At 68.1% G+C, this 15324-nt stretch carries 13 protein-coding genes; 7 read left to right on the top strand and 6 right to left on the bottom strand.

All coding sequences use genetic code 11. The features are described from left to right. Positions 1-6 precede the first annotated feature (6 nt). Positions 7-1044, bottom strand: coding sequence for a septation protein SepH (gene sepH / locus DXT68_RS08835; RefSeq protein WP_045255032.1), 1038 nt, complete (start codon positions 1042-1044; stop codon positions 7-9). Between the two features lie 197 nt (positions 1045-1241). Here sepH and DXT68_RS08830 point away from each other — a divergent pair, with 197 nt between their 5' ends. Further along, positions 1242-1535, top strand: a complete 294-nt coding sequence (locus DXT68_RS08830) for a DUF4193 domain-containing protein (protein ID WP_045255033.1) — start codon at positions 1242-1244, stop codon at positions 1533-1535. Positions 1536-1665: 130 nt separating this feature from the next. Here the strand turns inward: DXT68_RS08830 and DXT68_RS08825 are convergent, their stop codons facing one another. Beyond that, positions 1666-2130: a DUF3093 domain-containing protein gene (locus tag DXT68_RS08825; protein WP_045255034.1), complete on the bottom strand. Its 465-nt coding sequence runs from the start codon at positions 2128-2130 to the stop codon at positions 1666-1668. A gap of 12 nt (positions 2131-2142) precedes the next feature. On the opposite strand from DXT68_RS08825, the gene dut reads away from it, so the two are divergent. The 6 genes from dut (at position 2143) to DXT68_RS08795 (ending at position 10004) form a co-directional block, all read left to right on the top strand. After that, complete coding sequence (dut, locus tag DXT68_RS08820) at positions 2143-2616, top strand: dUTP diphosphatase (RefSeq protein WP_045255035.1); 474 nt, start codon at positions 2143-2145, stop codon at positions 2614-2616. Beyond that, positions 2609-3196 (top strand): DUF3710 domain-containing protein, encoded by a 588-nt coding sequence (locus tag DXT68_RS08815; protein WP_045255036.1) that lies wholly within the window; start codon positions 2609-2611, stop codon positions 3194-3196. Before dut ends, DXT68_RS08815 begins: the two co-directional genes overlap by 8 nt. Continuing rightward, on the top strand, positions 3193-3927 hold the full coding sequence (locus DXT68_RS08810; RefSeq protein WP_045255037.1) for a DUF3159 domain-containing protein: 735 nt from the start codon (positions 3193-3195) through the stop codon (positions 3925-3927). Before DXT68_RS08815 ends, DXT68_RS08810 begins: the two co-directional genes overlap by 4 nt. A gap of 153 nt (positions 3928-4080) precedes the next feature. Next, positions 4081-6918: an aconitate hydratase gene (locus DXT68_RS08805; RefSeq protein ID WP_045255038.1), complete on the top strand. Its 2838-nt coding sequence runs from the start codon at positions 4081-4083 to the stop codon at positions 6916-6918. A gap of 168 nt (positions 6919-7086) precedes the next feature. Further along, entirely contained in the window at positions 7087-9027 is a 1941-nt protein-coding gene (gene dxs, locus DXT68_RS08800; protein WP_045255039.1) for a 1-deoxy-D-xylulose-5-phosphate synthase, read from the top strand. 68 nt (positions 9028-9095) lie between these two features. Further along, on the top strand, positions 9096-10004 hold the full coding sequence (locus tag DXT68_RS08795; protein WP_045255040.1) for a diacylglycerol kinase family protein: 909 nt from the start codon (positions 9096-9098) through the stop codon (positions 10002-10004). Between the two features lie 87 nt (positions 10005-10091). Here DXT68_RS08795 and DXT68_RS08790 read toward each other — a convergent pair whose 3' ends face one another. From DXT68_RS08790 to DXT68_RS08775, 4 genes are all read right to left on the bottom strand, one after another. Beyond that, the gene (locus DXT68_RS08790; protein ID WP_045255041.1) at positions 10092-12251 is read right to left on the bottom strand and encodes a 3-hydroxyacyl-CoA dehydrogenase NAD-binding domain-containing protein; all 2160 of its coding nucleotides are present in this window, start codon (positions 12249-12251) and stop codon (positions 10092-10094) included. Between the two features lie 6 nt (positions 12252-12257). Then, positions 12258-13463: a thiolase family protein gene (locus tag DXT68_RS08785; RefSeq protein WP_045255042.1), complete on the bottom strand. Its 1206-nt coding sequence runs from the start codon at positions 13461-13463 to the stop codon at positions 12258-12260. A 73-nt stretch (positions 13464-13536) separates the two neighbouring features. After that, entirely contained in the window at positions 13537-14730 is a 1194-nt protein-coding gene (locus DXT68_RS08780) for a ribonuclease D (RefSeq protein ID WP_045255043.1), read from the bottom strand. Further along, complete coding sequence (locus DXT68_RS08775; RefSeq protein WP_045255044.1) at positions 14723-15304, bottom strand: DUF3000 family protein; 582 nt, start codon at positions 15302-15304, stop codon at positions 14723-14725. Before DXT68_RS08775 ends, DXT68_RS08780 begins: the two co-directional genes overlap by 8 nt. Positions 15305-15324: the final 20 nt, after the last annotated feature.

Raw genomic sequence — 15324 nt, 5'->3', positions numbered from 1 at the left:
CCGCGTCTACTCGTCGGTCCTGGCGCCGAAGACGATCTCATCCCACGACGGCATGGCGTTGCGCCGCTTGCGCCTGCCGCTCGTCTCGTTCGTCGGCTCGGCCGGTGCCGCGGGTTCGTCTTCGCGCTCGTCGGACCGGTCGCTCTCGAACGCATCGAACAGCGCGATCGGGCCGGACTCGTCGTCGTCATCGGGATGCTCGAGCAGGGGAGCGGTCTCGCGTTGACCGCGGCGGCGGCGGAGCGCCTCCAGCAGATCTGCGGTCTCCGGGCTGGTGGTCGCGGATTCGGGTGCTCGCTTCGTCGCGGCGTTCTGCGCGGCGGCGGCGGACCGCTCGGGCAGCGCGACGTCGTCGACCTCGTTCTCGGGCGTGGGCACGAGTCGCGGTCCGAACGCTCCGGAGTCGAATCGGCTGTCGTCCTTGTAGGGCGAAGGCTGACGCTCGGCGTCGACCGCACGCAACCGGGGGATCAGTCCGTCGGGAAGCGAACCCTGGCGGGACAACTGGGTCGCATCGGCGTTGAGCGGTGCGAGCGCGCTGCGGCGGGGGTCGAAGCTCCAGCGCGCGTCGTGGTCGACGTCGTTGGCGCTGAACTCGAGCTTGATGACCCAGCCGTTCTCGCCCTTCCAGCTCGCCCACCGCTCGGCGGAGGCCTCGACCTCGGCGAGCTTGGCGCGGATGGCGGTGCCGAAGGTCGGCTGCGCGTCGGGCTCGACATCGCTGCCGATCAGCACGGGGACGGCGAGTGCCTGACCGATCACGTGCTCGCGCTCGGCGAGCACCGGTCCTTCGAAGCGCACGACGTCGTCGACGGCGATGCCCAGCAGCTCGGCGACCTCGGTCGTGGTGAGTCCTGCGCGGATCTGCGCCTGGATGTCGCGCGGGCTCGCGGCGAGGCGCTGTGCAGACGGCTCGCTCTGGCGCGTGGCGCGACGGAGCTCGCGGTGCAGGACGTCGTCGATGGGCAGCGCGAACCGCTCGCCCGACTCGGTCGCGAGTACGAGCAGGCCTGCCTCCGTGCCGACGATGGTGACGTTTTCCATGCGAATGCCCCTCTGATGGGTGTCCCCTCATGGTGTCACGCAGGGCGGGTCAGGGGCGGGAATACTCTGGGCGTGCCGTGAGTTTGCTCTGTCGCACCCACGAGCATTTGCTTATTCCCTCGTGGTCATGCAAACTATGGCCGCCGATTACCCCCGACGGCGCACCACCCACTCGCATGAAAGTGGAGATTCACCACATGGCAACCGATTACGACGCCCCTCGAAAGAGTGAAGACGACTCCGAGTCGATCGAAGCCCTCAAGGAGCGTGTGCCGGACAAGCTCTCCGGTTCTTCGGGAGACGAGGATGCGGACAACCCGTCCAGCTTCGACCTCCCCGGAGCCGACCTCTCCGATCTCGAGCTCGATGTCGTCGTGCTGCCGCCGCAGCAGGACGAGTTCACCTGCATGAACTGCTTCCTCGTGAAGCACCGTTCGCAGCTCGACCACGAAGGAGCCTCCGGCCCCATCTGCAAGGAGTGCGCCGCCTGAGCGCACCAGAGCGAGAAGAAACGCGCCCCGGACCGTCACGGTCGGGGGCGCGTCGTCTTTTCGGGGATGCCCCGCAGTTTCCCGGGTCGTGCGCGGCCCGGAGGCCGCGGGCTCGCGGAGCGGAGCGCGCTCAGCCCTGCGCGGCGACGATCGCCGCGGCGAGTCGGTCGGGCGTCCTGCTCGAGATCGTCCAGGTGCCGACGGGGTCATCGGGGTCGATGTCGGGCACCACGACCAGACCGTCGATGCCGCCGCGGATCAGGTGCCAGCCGCGTGCAGGAAGCCCCGGGCCGCGAGCCTGGCGGGCGTCCTCGGCCGTCAGAGCGATCGGCATGCCGAGGTGGCGGACCTCGATGTGCGCTCGACCCGCACGCAGCACGTCGCCGTCGACCGCGACGACGGGGGTGACCGCGATCACGGCGATCACCAGCAGCGCCGAGACGGCGGCCCCGGCGACCAGAGCGATCGTGGAGCCGGCGGGCACCGCGATGAGCGCGACCATCGGACCGGCGAGAGCCACCGTCACCAACAGCCACAGGCTGGGGGACAGTCTCTCGCGGTAGCGGGTGCGCGTGTCGGGGTCGATGTTCTGCATTAGCCTCGGGGGGTGACTGATTCCGTTGATGTCCCCATTATCGCCTCTGTGGTGCCGGGATACGCTCACCCCGGCGACGCGGGAGCAGATCTGGTCGCCGCCGAGGCCGTGCGCCTCGCGCCGGGCGAGCGGGCTCTTGTCGCCACCGGCGTGCGGATCGCGCTGCCCGACGGATACGCGGCCTTCGTGGTCCCGCGCAGCGGGCTCGCCGCCAAGCACGGCATCTCGATCGTCAACTCGCCGGGTACCGTCGATGCCGGCTACCGCGGCGAGATCAAGGTGAGCCTGATCAACACCGACATTCACAGCGCGTACGATGTGGCCGTCGGCGATCGCATCGCACAGCTGATCGTGATGCCGGTCACCCGTGCCGTCTTCATCCCGGTCGAGCAGTTGCCCGACAGCATCCGCGGCGATGGCGGCTTCGGTTCGACCGGCTACCAGGCAGACCCCCGTTCCCCCTCGGCAGGACAGACCAATGACTGACAACAACGAGACTCCCTCCGTGCCGGCTGCCCATGATCGGGCGTCGCAGGGGCCGTTCGACGACTCCGAAGCGAATCCGGTACGGCCGTACATCGATCTCGGCGGCATCAAGATCCTTCCCCGCGAGGGGCTCAATCTCCGCCTGGAGGTCGAGGAGCAGTCCAAGCGCATCGTCGCGGTCGGTCTCGACTACGCCGACTCGTCGCTGCAGGTCCAGCCGTTCGCGGCGCCCCGGTCGGGCGGGCTCTGGGATGAGACGCGCCTTCAGCTTCGCGACCAGGTGCGCACGCAGGGCGGCCGGGTCGAGGAGCGCGAGGGTCCGCTCGGCAAGGAGCTCCTCGCCGAGGTCCCCGCGGCGGCGAGCGAGGGATCGGAGCTGCGCCTGGCCCGATTCATCGGCATCGACGGCCCGCGCTGGTTCCTCCGCGGCGTGATCGGCGGCGCTGCCGCCTCCGACCTCGAGGCCGCGGCCAAGGTCGAAGACCTGTTCCGCTCGATCGTGGTCGTCCGCGGTGGAGCGCCCATGCCGCCGCGTGACCTGATCCCGCTGAAGATGCCCGCGACTCCCGGCTCCGCGTGAGCACGCAGGTTCCCGAGCCGGAGCGCGAGCAGACGGCGTCGGACATCGTCGGCGCCGCCCTCGGCGGTGCGGCACGGCGCGCCGGTCTGGATCCGAACGAGAGCAGCGCCACCGGCAAAGTCGTGTGGTCCGCGATGGGCGGTTGGCGCGGCATCCTCGAATCGGTGCTGCCGAGCCTCGCATTCGTCATCCTCTTCACGGTTCGGCCCGAACCGCTCATCCTGCCCCTCGGGGTCTCGGTCGGACTCGCGGCGGTGTTCACGGTCGTCCGTCTCGTGCAGAAGTCGCCGCCGTCCGCTGCGATTGGTGGTCTCGTCGCCGCCGCAGCAGCGGCAGCGCTCGCGCTGCTGACCGGGCGCGGCGAGGACAACTTCGTCCCCGGGCTCATCACGAACGCCGCGTACGGGTCCGCCATGCTCGTCTCCGCACTCGTCGGGTGGTCGCTGATCGGCCTCGCCGTCGGCTTCCTGATGGGGGAGGGCACCGCGTGGCGGAATGACCGCCGCAAGCGCAGGGCATTCCTGTGGCTCGGCATCGCGTGGGCCGCACTGTTCTTCGCGCGGCTCGCCGTCCAGCTCCCGCTGTATCTGGCAGGCGACGTCACCGCGCTCGGCACGCTGAAGCTCGTCATGGGGCTGCCGCTGTTCGCCCCGCTGATCGCAGTGACCTTCCTCGTCGTGCGGGCGCTGTATCCGCGCGCGTCGGATGCCGGAGACACCGTTGCGGCGTGATAGATTTATCTTGACATCAAGATAAATTGCAGGCTTCCGCTCGCGGGTCGAACAGAGCAGACTGGTTAGGTCTGCCTTGCTAGCCGCAGGGGCTCGCTGGCGAGCAATATGGAAGCGTTTGTCGCTCCCATCCGACCAGAAGGAGACGGATCCGTGTCAACGGTGAACAGCTTCGGTGCCAAGAGCACCCTGACAGTCGGCAGCACCGACTACGAGATCTTCCGCATCGACACGGTCCCCGGATTCGAGAAGCTCCCCTTCAGTCTCAAGGTCCTCCTCGAGAACCTGCTTCGCACCGAGGATGGCGCGAACGTGACGAAGGCGCAGATCGAAGCCCTGGGTTCGTGGGATGCCGCGGCAGAGCCCAACACCGAGATCCAGTTCACGCCGGCCCGTGTGGTCATGCAGGACTTCACCGGTGTGCCCTGCATCGTCGACCTCGCCACCATGCGCGAGGCTGTGACGGCGCTCGGCGGCGACGCGAACAAGATCAACCCGCTGTCGCCGGCCGAGATGGTCATCGACCACTCGGTGATCGCCGACCTCTTCGGCTCGGAGAACGCGCTCGAGCGCAACGTCGAGATCGAATACGAGCGCAACGGCGAGCGGTACCAGTTCCTGCGCTGGGGCCAGACGGCCTTCAGCGACTTCAAGGTCGTTCCGCCCGGAACCGGAATCGTCCACCAGGTGAACATCGAGCACCTGGCGAAGGTCATCTACGACCGCGACGTCGACGGCGTGCTGCGCGCCTACCCCGACACCTGTGTCGGCACCGACTCGCACACCACCATGGTGAACGGCCTCGGCGTGCTGGGCTGGGGCGTCGGCGGCATCGAGGCCGAGGCCGCGATGCTCGGTCAGCCCGTGTCCATGCTCATCCCGCGCGTCGTCGGCTTCAAGCTCTCAGGTGAGATCCCCGCGGGCGTCACGGCGACCGACGTGGTCCTCACGATCACCGACCTGCTGCGCAAGCACGGCGTCGTCGGCAAGTTCGTCGAGTTCTACGGTGAGGGAGTCGCTTCCGTGCCGCTCGCCAACCGCGCGACCATCGGAAACATGAGCCCGGAGTTCGGCTCCACCGCGGCGATCTTCCCGATCGACGACGTCACGCTCGATTACCTGCGCCTCACCGGGCGCAGCGACGAAGCCGTCGCGCTGGTCGAGGCCTACGCGAAGACCCAGAAGCTGTGGCACGACGCCTCGCAGGAGCCGGTCTTCAGCGAGTACCTCGAGCTCGACCTCGGTACGGTCGTCCCCTCGATCGCCGGTCCGAAGCGCCCGCAGGACCGCATCCTGCTCTCGGAGGCCAAGTCGCAGTTCGAGCAGGACATCCTGTCCTACGCCTCGGCATCGACCTCGGACGACGTCGTCGACCTCGAGTCGAAGCACTCGTTCCCGGCATCCGACCCCGGCGCCGTGCCCGGTGAGGAGGAGCCGCGCACCACGCGTCCCGTCCACATCAACAGCGGTGCACCCGCGAACGCGTCGACGCCGGTTCCGGTCACCACTCCGTCGGGCGAGCAGTACATCCTCGACAACGGAGCCGTGACGCTCGCGGCCATCACGTCGTGCACCAACACGTCGAACCCGTCGGTCATGATCGCCGCGGGCCTGGTGGCGCGCAAGGCGCTCCAGAAGGGGCTGAAGCAGAAGCCGTGGGTCAAGACGACGCTCGGCCCGGGGTCGAAGGTCGTCACCGACTACTACGAGAAGTCCGGACTCGACAAGGACCTCGAGGGTCTCGGGTTCTACACCGTCGGCTACGGCTGCACGATCTGCATCGGAAACTCCGGCCCGCTGATCGAGGAGGTCTCCGAGGCGATCAACTCGCACGACCTCGCGGTCACCGCGGTCCTCTCCGGAAACCGCAACTTCGAGGGACGTATCAGCCCCGACGTGAAGATGAACTACCTCGCGAGCCCGCCGCTCGTGATCGCCTACGCGCTGGCGGGGTCGATGCACTTCGACTTCGAGAACGACGCGCTCGGCACGGGGACCGATGGGAACGACGTGTTCCTCAAGGACATCTGGCCCACGCCCGACGAGGTCCAGGAGATCGTCGACTCGTCGATCTCGCGCGAGCAGTTCATCAAGCAGTACGCCACCGTGTTCGACGGTGACGAGCGCTGGCGCAGCCTCCCCACCCCGGAAGACGCGATCTTCCAGTGGGACGAGGACTCGACGTACGTCCGCAAGGCCCCGTACTTCGACGGCATGACGATGGAGCTCACCCCGGTGGCCGACATCTCGGGGGCCCGCGTGATGGCGACGCTCGGCGACTCGGTCACCACCGACCACATCTCGCCGGCCGGTAACATCAAGCCCGGCACGCCGGCGGCGCAGTACCTCACCGAGCACGGCGTCGACCGCAAGGACTTCAACTCGTTCGGATCGCGCCGAGGCAACCACGAGGTGATGATCCGCGGCACCTTCGCGAACATCCGCCTCAAGAACGCCATGGTGGCAGCTGTCAACGACGGCCAGGTCGTCGAGGGTGGATACACCCGCGACTTCACCCAGCCGGGCGGCCCGCAGTCCTACATCTATGACGCGAGCATGAACTACCAGGAGCAGGGCACACCTCTCGTCATCTTCGGTGGCAAGGAGTACGGTTCGGGGTCGTCGCGTGACTGGGCGGCCAAGGGCACGAGCCTGCTGGGTGTCAAGGCGGTCATCACCGAGAGCTTCGAGCGCATCCACCGGTCGAACCTGATCGGCATGGGCGTCGTCCCGCTGCAGTTCCCCGCGGGCGAGAGCTGGGAGTCGCTCGGCCTCGACGGCACCGAGATCGTCTCGATCACGGGTCTCGAGGAGCTCAACGAGGGCGTGACCCCCAAGACCGTGAAGGTCACCGCCACCCCGAGTGAGCAGTCGCCCGAGGGCAAGCAGGTCGTGGAGTTCGACGCGGTCGTCCGCATCGACACACCCGGCGAGGCCGACTACTACCGCAACGGCGGCATCCTGCAGTACGTGCTGCGTTCGCTGGTCTGATCCACCCGTCGACAAGGGCCCGGTTCTTCGGAACCGGGCCCTTGTCGCATGCCGTACGCGGTGTCAAGGGGAGCGGTCGCTCCGAGCTTTCACCGATGCCCCGAGGTAGGATCGATCAGGCGTCCGAACCAGGCGGATGCCCTCTACGGTGCCTATGAGGAGGTGCAGATGCCGATTCTTCCGAGCATCTCAGGACCCCGCGATCTGGACGCACTGTCCGAGGATCAGCTGGCCGAACTCGCGGCGGAGATCCGGGTTTTCCTGGTCGAGAACGTCTCCCGCACCGGCGGACACCTCGGCCCGAACCTCGGCGTCGTCGAACTCACGATCGCGCTGCACCGCGTGTTCTCCTCACCCGACGACCCCTTCATCTTCGACACCGGGCACCAGTCGTATGTGCACAAGCTCCTCACCGGGCGCCAGGACTTCTCCAAGCTGCGTCTGCGCGGGGGGCTGGCCGGTTACCCGCAGCGCAGCGAGAGTGCTCACGACGTCGTGGAGTCGTCGCATGCCTCGAGCTCTCTGAGCTGGGCCGACGGGGTTTCCCGAGCCCTCACCGCTACCGGGCGCGCGGACCGTCACGTGGTCGCCGTCCTCGGTGACGGGTCGCTCACCGGCGGGATGACCTGGGAAGCTCTCAACAACATCTCCGACGACAACGACCGCAACCTGGTGATCGTGGTGAACGACAACGGCCGGTCGTATGCCCCGACGATCGGCGGCATGTCACGCTATCTCAACCGCGTGCGCACGGCCGCGGCCTACAAGGAGCTCCACCACAAGTCGGACCGCCTGTTCCGCGCCTTCGGCCCCGTCGGCCGCGCGGTCTTCCGTGGAGTACGGGGAGGAACTCACGGCTTCCTCTCGCGCTTCACGAACAACGAGGCCCTGTATTCCAATCTGGACATCAAGTACCTCGGACCGATCGACGGACACGATCTGTTGGCGCTTCTCGAGACGCTCGAGCTGGCGAAGTCCTACGGGGCACCGGTGATCGTGCACACGATCACCGAGAAGGGCCGCGGCTACCAGCCCGCACGAGACGACGAGGCGGATCAGTTCCACGCCGTCGGCCGCATCGATCCGGTGACCGGGGAGACCCTCTCATCGGGCGGCACGGGATGGACGGAGGTCTTCTCGGACGCTCTGGTCTCGGTGGGCGAGCGCCGTGACGACGTCATCGCCATGACCGCGGCGATGCTGCGCCCGACCGGACTCGCTCCCTTCGCAGAACGCTTCCCCGACCGCGTCTACGACGTGGGCATCGCCGAGCAGCACGCGGTCGCCTCTGCGGCAGGCCTCGCCTTCGGCGGTCTGCATCCGGTGGTCGCGCTGTACGCCACATTCATGGGGCGCGCGTTCGATCAGGTGCTCATGGACGTCGCACTGCACCGTGCGGGCGTCACGTTCGTGCTGGACCGTGCCGGTGTCACAGGTCCTGACGGCCCCAGCCATCACGGCATGTGGGACCTGGCGATGCTGCAGATCGTGCCGCACATCCGCATCGCGGCTCCCCGTGACGGCGAGCGTCTGAGGGAGGCACTCGACGAGGCCGTGCTGGTCGACGACGCTCCGACGGTCATCCGCTTCCCCAAGGGCGACGTCTCGCCGGAGCTCCCTGCCGTCGAGCGACTGCACGACGGCGTCGATGTGCTCTCCAGAGGCGAGTCCGAAGACGTGCTGCTCGTGGCGATCGGCCCGTTCGCGGCTCTCGCCATGGATGTCGCCGAACGGCTTCGCGCGCAGGGCATCGGGGCGACCGTCATAGATCCGCGCTGGGCCATTCCCGTGCAGCCCTCGATCGTGAGCATGGCCGCTCGACACCGTCTCGTCATCACGATCGAAGACGGGATCCGTGTCGGAGGCATCGGCACCCGCGTGCGCCAGGTGCTCCGTGAAGCCGGCATCGACACGGCTGTGGACGAGCTCGGCCTCCCCGACGAGTTCATCGACCACGCCTCGCGGGACCAGATCCTTGCGGATGCGGGCCTCACGGCGGCGAAGATCGCCCAGGACGTCGTCTCTCAGGTACTCGGAACCCGCATCCCCGTCGCACGTCAGACCGACGAGACGGGGACGATCGACCTGCCTCTCCGCGAACGCCGCTGATCGCTCGACATGGCGGCCGTCGGTCACGCAATCGGCGTGCTGTGGAGACCGATGCGCGGTCCCGAACGATGACCGGTCATGTCGCCGTGATCTCGAACCCCGCAGCAGGCAAGGGTCGCGCGGTCAGGATCGCGGCCGAGGCGATCGAGAGTCTGCGCACCAGTGGGGTGGAGGTGCGCGTCTACACCGGTTCCTCCCTCACCGAGTCCAGAGAGCTCGCGGCTCGGGCTTTGGAGGCAGGGCCAGACGTCTTCGTGGTCGTCGGCGGTGATGGCACCCTGTCCGGCCTCCTCGATCTGCTCTGCGATCAGAGCGTGCCCGTGGCCGTCGTGCCCGCCGGGACGGGCAACGATCTCGCTCGGGCACTCCGGCTGCCCCTGCGGTCCGCCGCCGACGCCGCGCTCGTCGCCCAGACGGGGCGCCCTCGGGTGATCGATGTCGGAGAGGTGCGGTGCGGCGCGAGCACCCGGCCGTTCCTCACCGTCGCTGCCCTGGGATTCGATGCGAGGGTCACCGAGCGCACCGACCGCCTGCGCTGGCCGTCGGGCCCGTTGCGCTACTACCTGGCGCTCATCATCGAGCTCGTCCGTCTTCGCCCTGTGCCCTTTCGCATCTCTCTCGACGGCGAGCAGACACGCGACGCGGCGGGGACGCTCGTCGCGGTGGGGAACACCGAGAGCTACGGCGGCGGGATGCCGATCTGCGTCGGCGCGACACCGGATGACGGGATGCTCGACGTCGTCCATGTGCGCACGCTCGGTCGCCTGCGCCTGATCGCGCTCTTTCCCCGACTCCTGAGAGGCCGTCATCTCGGGGTCGCGGAGGTCTCGCATCGTCGTGTGCGTTCGGTCGCGATCTCCGCGCCCGGCTTGACGGTGTATGCCGACGGCGAGCGGGTGGCGACGGAGGAATGCACGATCGGCATCCGTGTCGCGGCTCTCACGATGCTGGTGCCGGCCTCGGCCCAGCTCGACTGACCACTCGGACACCTCGCATCGGGGTCGACGCGCAGAAAGGCCGTAGCGCCGTGCTCGTCGCACGGCGCTACGGCCTCCGGATCTCCGTCAGCGATTCTCGATGCCGCGGATCTGCGGGGTGTGGAACTCTCCGCCGAAGGCGCGTTCCGAGGCACCCTCCCGGTCGAGATACGGCGATGCGCCTCCGTCGATGAACGGCCAGCCGGCGCCCAGGATCAGGCACAGGTCGATGTCCTCGACCTCGGGCACGACGCCGTCATCGAGCATCAGCTTGATCTCGCTGGCGAGGCCGTCCTGCACCCGCCGCAGAATGGTGTCGGCCGATGCCGGCGTCGAGCCGACGGCGGGCTTCAGCAGCTTCTCGGCCTGCTTCGTCCAGCCGGTCACACGACCGCCCTTGTCTTTCTCGATGACGGCATCGAGCTCGGCGAGAGCGTGGAAGTTCTCGTTCGCGTAGAAGCGCTCGGGGAACGCGTCTGCCATCGTGTCCTGCACGTGGGCGGCGACCTTCCAGCCGACGAGGTCGATCAGCTGGAACGGCCCCATCGGCAGTCCGAGAGGCGCGAAGGCCTTCTCGACGTCGATGATCGGCGTGCCTTCATAGACGGCCCGCGCAGCCTCGCCCATGACCTTGGCGAGCAGTCGGTTGACCACGAACCCGGGAGCATCGGCGGTGAGCACCGCGTTCTTGCCCAGATTCTTGGCCACCACGAACGCGGTCGAGAGAGCCGCCTCCGAGGTCGTCGGCGTCTTCACGATCTCGATCAGCGGCATCACCGCGACCGGGTTGAAGAAGTGGAAGCCGACCAGGCGCTCGGGGTGCTGGAGCTTCGCGCCGATCTCCTCGACCGAGAGCGACGAGGTGTTGGTCGCCAGGATCGCGTCCTCGGCGATGATCTTCTCGATCTCGCCGAACACCTGCTGCTTGACGCCGACCTCCTCGAACACGGCCTCGATGACGAAGTCGCAGTCCGCGTACAGGCTCTTGTCGGTCGTGCCCGTGACGAGTGCGCGCAGCTTGTTCGCGGAGTCCGCGTCCAAGCGTCCCTTGCTCTCGAGCGTGCCGATCTGCTCGTGGATGTAAGCGACGCCCTTGTCGACGCGCGCCTGGTCGAGGTCGGTGATCAGCACCGGCACCTGCAGCTTGCGGACGAAGAGCAGCGCGAACTGGCTGGCCATCAGCCCGGCACCGATGATGCCGACCTTCGTGACCTTCTTGGCGAGGGCCTTATCGGGAGCGCCGACCGGACGCTTCGCACGCTTCTGCACGAGGTCGAACGCGTACATGGATGCCGCGAACTGGTCGCCTGTGACGAGATCTGCGAGAGCTTCGTCCTCGCGAGCGAAGCCCTCCGCCTTCGTGCCGCTCCTGGCCTTGTCGAGCAGCTCCAGTGCGGCGTAGGGGGACTTCGGGACGGTACCGATCTTCGACTCGAGCATGCCCCGCGCCATCTTGATGGCGATCGGCCACTTCGTGAGGCGTTCGATCTTGCCGGGCTCGTTCTTGCGCTCGACCTTCTTGCCGCCGAGGACGGCGTCCGCCCAGGCGAGCGAGTTCTCGAGGTAGTTCGCCGCCGGGAAGATCGCGTCGACGATGCCGAGGTCGAACGCCTGCTGCGGCTTCAGCATCCGGTTCTGCTTGAGCGGGTTCGAGATGACGACCTCGAGGGCGTTCTCGATGCCGATCAGGTTCGGCAGCAGGTACGCCCCGCCCCAGCCGGGGATGATGCCGAGGAAGACCTCGGGAAGGGCGATCGCCGCGGAGGACGCGTCGACCGTGCGGTAGTCGGAGTTGAGCGCGATCTCGAGGCCGCCGCCGAGCGCCAGACCGTTCACGAAGGCGAAGGAGGGGACGCCGAGCTCGCCCAGCTTGCCGAGCACCTTGTGCCCGAGCTGCGCGATCAGACGAGCGTCGTCTCGAGAGCCGACCTTGCTGATGTCGGACAGGTCGGCGCCTGCAGCGAGGATGTACTGCTTTCCGGTGATGCCGACGGCCTGGATCTCGCCGGCCGCAGCACGCGCGGTGAGGCCGTCGAGCGTCTCGCCGAGCGCGGTGAGCGTGGCGGGACCCAGCGTGTTCGGACGCGTGTGATCGCGGCCGTTGTCGAGGGTGATCAGAGCCAGCACCTTGCCGGACGCGAGGCGGATGTCGCGCACGGGGGAGTGCGTGATCACCTCGCCGTCGGTGAGTGCCTGGATGGGGGAGAAGTCGACGTTCGCGTACTGTGCGGAGATCGAGTGTGCCATCGGCGCTTACTTCCTCTTCTTGCCGTCGTAGTGCGGGTTCTCCCAGATGACGGAGCCGCCCTGCCCGAGACCGACGCACATGGCCGTCAGGCCGTAGCGCACGTCGGGGCGCTCAGCGAACTGCGCCGCGAGCTGGATCATCAGACGCACGCCGGACGCCGCGAGCGGGTGGCCGAGTGCGATGGCGCCGCCCCACTGGTTGACGCGGGGGTCGTCGTCGGCGATGCCGAAGTGGTCGAGCAGCGAGATGACCTGGATCGCGAAGGCCTCGTTGAGCTCGAACAGCCCGATGTCGGCGATCGTCAGCCCGGCCTTCTTCAGTGCCTTCTCGGTCGAGGGGATCGGACCGATGCCCATGATCTCGGGCTGGACGCCTGCGAACGCGAACGACACCATGCGCATCTTCGGCGCGAGTCCGAATTCCTTGACCGCTCCGCCACCGGCGAGCAGCGACATGGTCGCCCCGTCGGTCAGCGGCGACGAGGTGCCCGCGGTCACGCGGCCGTGCGGGCGGAAGGGCGTCTTGAGAGCGGCGAGATCGGCCATGGTCGTCTGCGGGCGTCGGCCCTCGTCCTCCGTCGCGAGGCCCCAGGCGCCGTCGGCGCTCTTGGTCGCGATCGGGACGAGGTCGGGCTGGATCTTGCCGGCGTCGTAGGCGGCCTGCACCTTGTGCTGGCTGAGCATGCCGAACCTGTCGGAGCGCTCCTTGGTCAGATGCGGGAAGCGATCGAAGATGCGCTCCGCGGTCACACCCATGTTCAGGGCCCCGGGGTCGACCATCTTCTCGGCCACGAAGCGCGGGTTCGGGTCGGCGTTGGCGCCGATCGGGTGGTGTCCCATGTGCTCGACTCCTCCGGCGAGGGCGAAGTCGTACATGCCGACGCCGATCGAGGCACCCATGGTCGTGACGCTGGTCATCGCGCCGGCGCACATGCGCTCGACGGCGAGGCCGGGCACGGTCTGCGGAAGACCGGCCAAGATAGCGACGGAACGGCCGAGCGTGAGGCCCTGGTCACCGGTCTGGCTGGTCGCGGCGATCGCGACGTCGTCGATGCGGTCCGTGGGAACCGCGGCGTTCCGCTCCATCAGGCCGATGGTCGCCTTCACGGCGAGGTCGTCTGCGCGGGTGTTCCAGTACATGCCTTTTTCGCCGGCGCGCCCGAAGGGGGTGCGCACTCCATCGACGAAGAAGACGTCCGAGATCTCGGCCACTCTGCCTCCAAGTTTGTGCGGTGGCCTCAGTCTATGGAGGGCTGGAAACCGGGAGGAATCGGTTGGATCGAACCTACGAAGCGTCCGCGGGCGTCTCGTCCGGGGTTTGCGCCGCCTCTACAAAGGCGTCGGCGATCTTCTGTGCGGTCTGTGCAATCTGCCAGGGGCGGGCGCCAAGCGCTTCGAGCGCTGCTCCGATGTCTTCGGCGGTCGGGCCCGGCACATCCCAGGCGACGCGACGGAGGTGATCGGGGGTCAGCAGGTTCTCGGTGGGCATCCCCATCTCTTCGGCGGTCGCCTCCACCACGGGTCGCGCGGCCTTGAGCCGAGCATCCGCTTCGGGATTCCGGTCGGCCCATGCGCGGGGAGGAGGCAGCGTGTCGCTCGGCACGCGTTCGCGCGGAAGATCCTCCGTCGAGCGGCCGTCGACCATGGCCTGCCACCATCGATCGATCTGCGAGCGACTCGCCCTTCCCTGGAACTCCTTGGTGCCGGCGAGCGCCTGCTTGCTCTGGGGGTTCGCGAGCACGGCGGCGACCAGCGATCGGTCGGGAACGAGGCGCCCGGGCGAGACGTCCTGGTCCTGGGCGAACGACTCGCGAGCCTGCCAGAGGGAGCGTGCGACGGCCAGATTGCGAGCCCCGCGCACCTGATGCAGTCCGCTGAGCCGTCGCCACGGGTCTTCTCTCGGCGGCTTCGGCAGGCGCGTGAGCGTCGCCGCGAACTCCTCGGCGGCGAACTCGGTCTTGCCCTGGTCCTCGAGCTCCGCCTGCAGGATCTCGTACACGTCGATCAGGTGCAGCACGTCCAGTGCCGCATACTCCAGCCACGCGGCAGGCAGCGGTCGCGTCGACCAGTCCGCTGCAGAGTGCTCCTTCTTGAGCGTGATGCCGAGGGCGTTCTCGACCACGGCGGCGAGACCGACGCGCTCGTGGCCGAGCAGTCGCGAGGCGAGTTCGGTGTCGAAGATGGAGTGCGGCACGAGGTCGAGTTCCCGCAGCGAGGGCAGATCCTGGCTGGCGGCATGGAAGACCCACAGCACGTCTCCGATGGCTTGCTGCAGCGGCGAGAAGTCGCCGAGCGCCGGCGGATCGAAGAGGAAGACGCCGGCCTCGCGGCGGTACACCTGCACCAGGTAGGCACGCTGGGAGTAGCGGAATCCGGATGCCCGCTCCACATCGACGGCCACCGGGCCCGAACCTGCTGCCAGGGCGGCGCAGGCCGCGTGGAACTCCGACACGTCGGAGATCACGGAGTATTCAGTCACGTGCTGCCTTTCGAGCGCCGATCACGGCGATGCCCTCGGAACCGGGCGGAAGACCCGCCAGCATCCCGACCAGCTCGACCCAGGCTTCGACGTGGGGGGCGAAGGGGCCATCGGGTGTCCAGGACGCCCTCAATTCTATCTGAGCGCCGTCGCCCTCGACGGAGAGGGTCCCGAAGCCCTTCGACAGCGTCTTGGTCGACGTGCCGGATGCCGAGTGGTAGACCGCGCCACGGGAGTCCAGGGCGTCGACGAGCCACGACCAGGTGACATCGGCGAGGAGCGGGTCGGTGCCGATCTCCGTCTCCAGAGGAGCCTGGGCGAAGATGACGATGCGCCATGCGCCGTCCCAGGCGCTGGGGGTGTCGGGGTCGTGCAGGAGCACGAAGCGGCCGGTGCCGTACGCGGACTCGCCCTCGTCATCAGGGCGGACATCGGCGGCGAGCGCCAGCGCGTGCGGGGCGAGGCCTTGCGGCGTGGGGATCTCTCGGATCGTGATGTCCGCGCGGAACGCGATATCACGCAGTTCGGCCACGGCGTCGTCGAAGATCGTCCCGGCATCGGGGTGTGCGGTCACGGCAACAGGCTAGAGTCAGG

The organism is Microbacterium foliorum (assembly GCF_003367705.1).
GTDB classification, from domain to species: domain Bacteria; phylum Actinomycetota; class Actinomycetes; order Actinomycetales; family Microbacteriaceae; genus Microbacterium; species Microbacterium foliorum.
The sequence above is the reverse complement of the archived record's forward strand: the minus strand, read 5'-3'. Positions and strand labels throughout refer to the sequence as shown.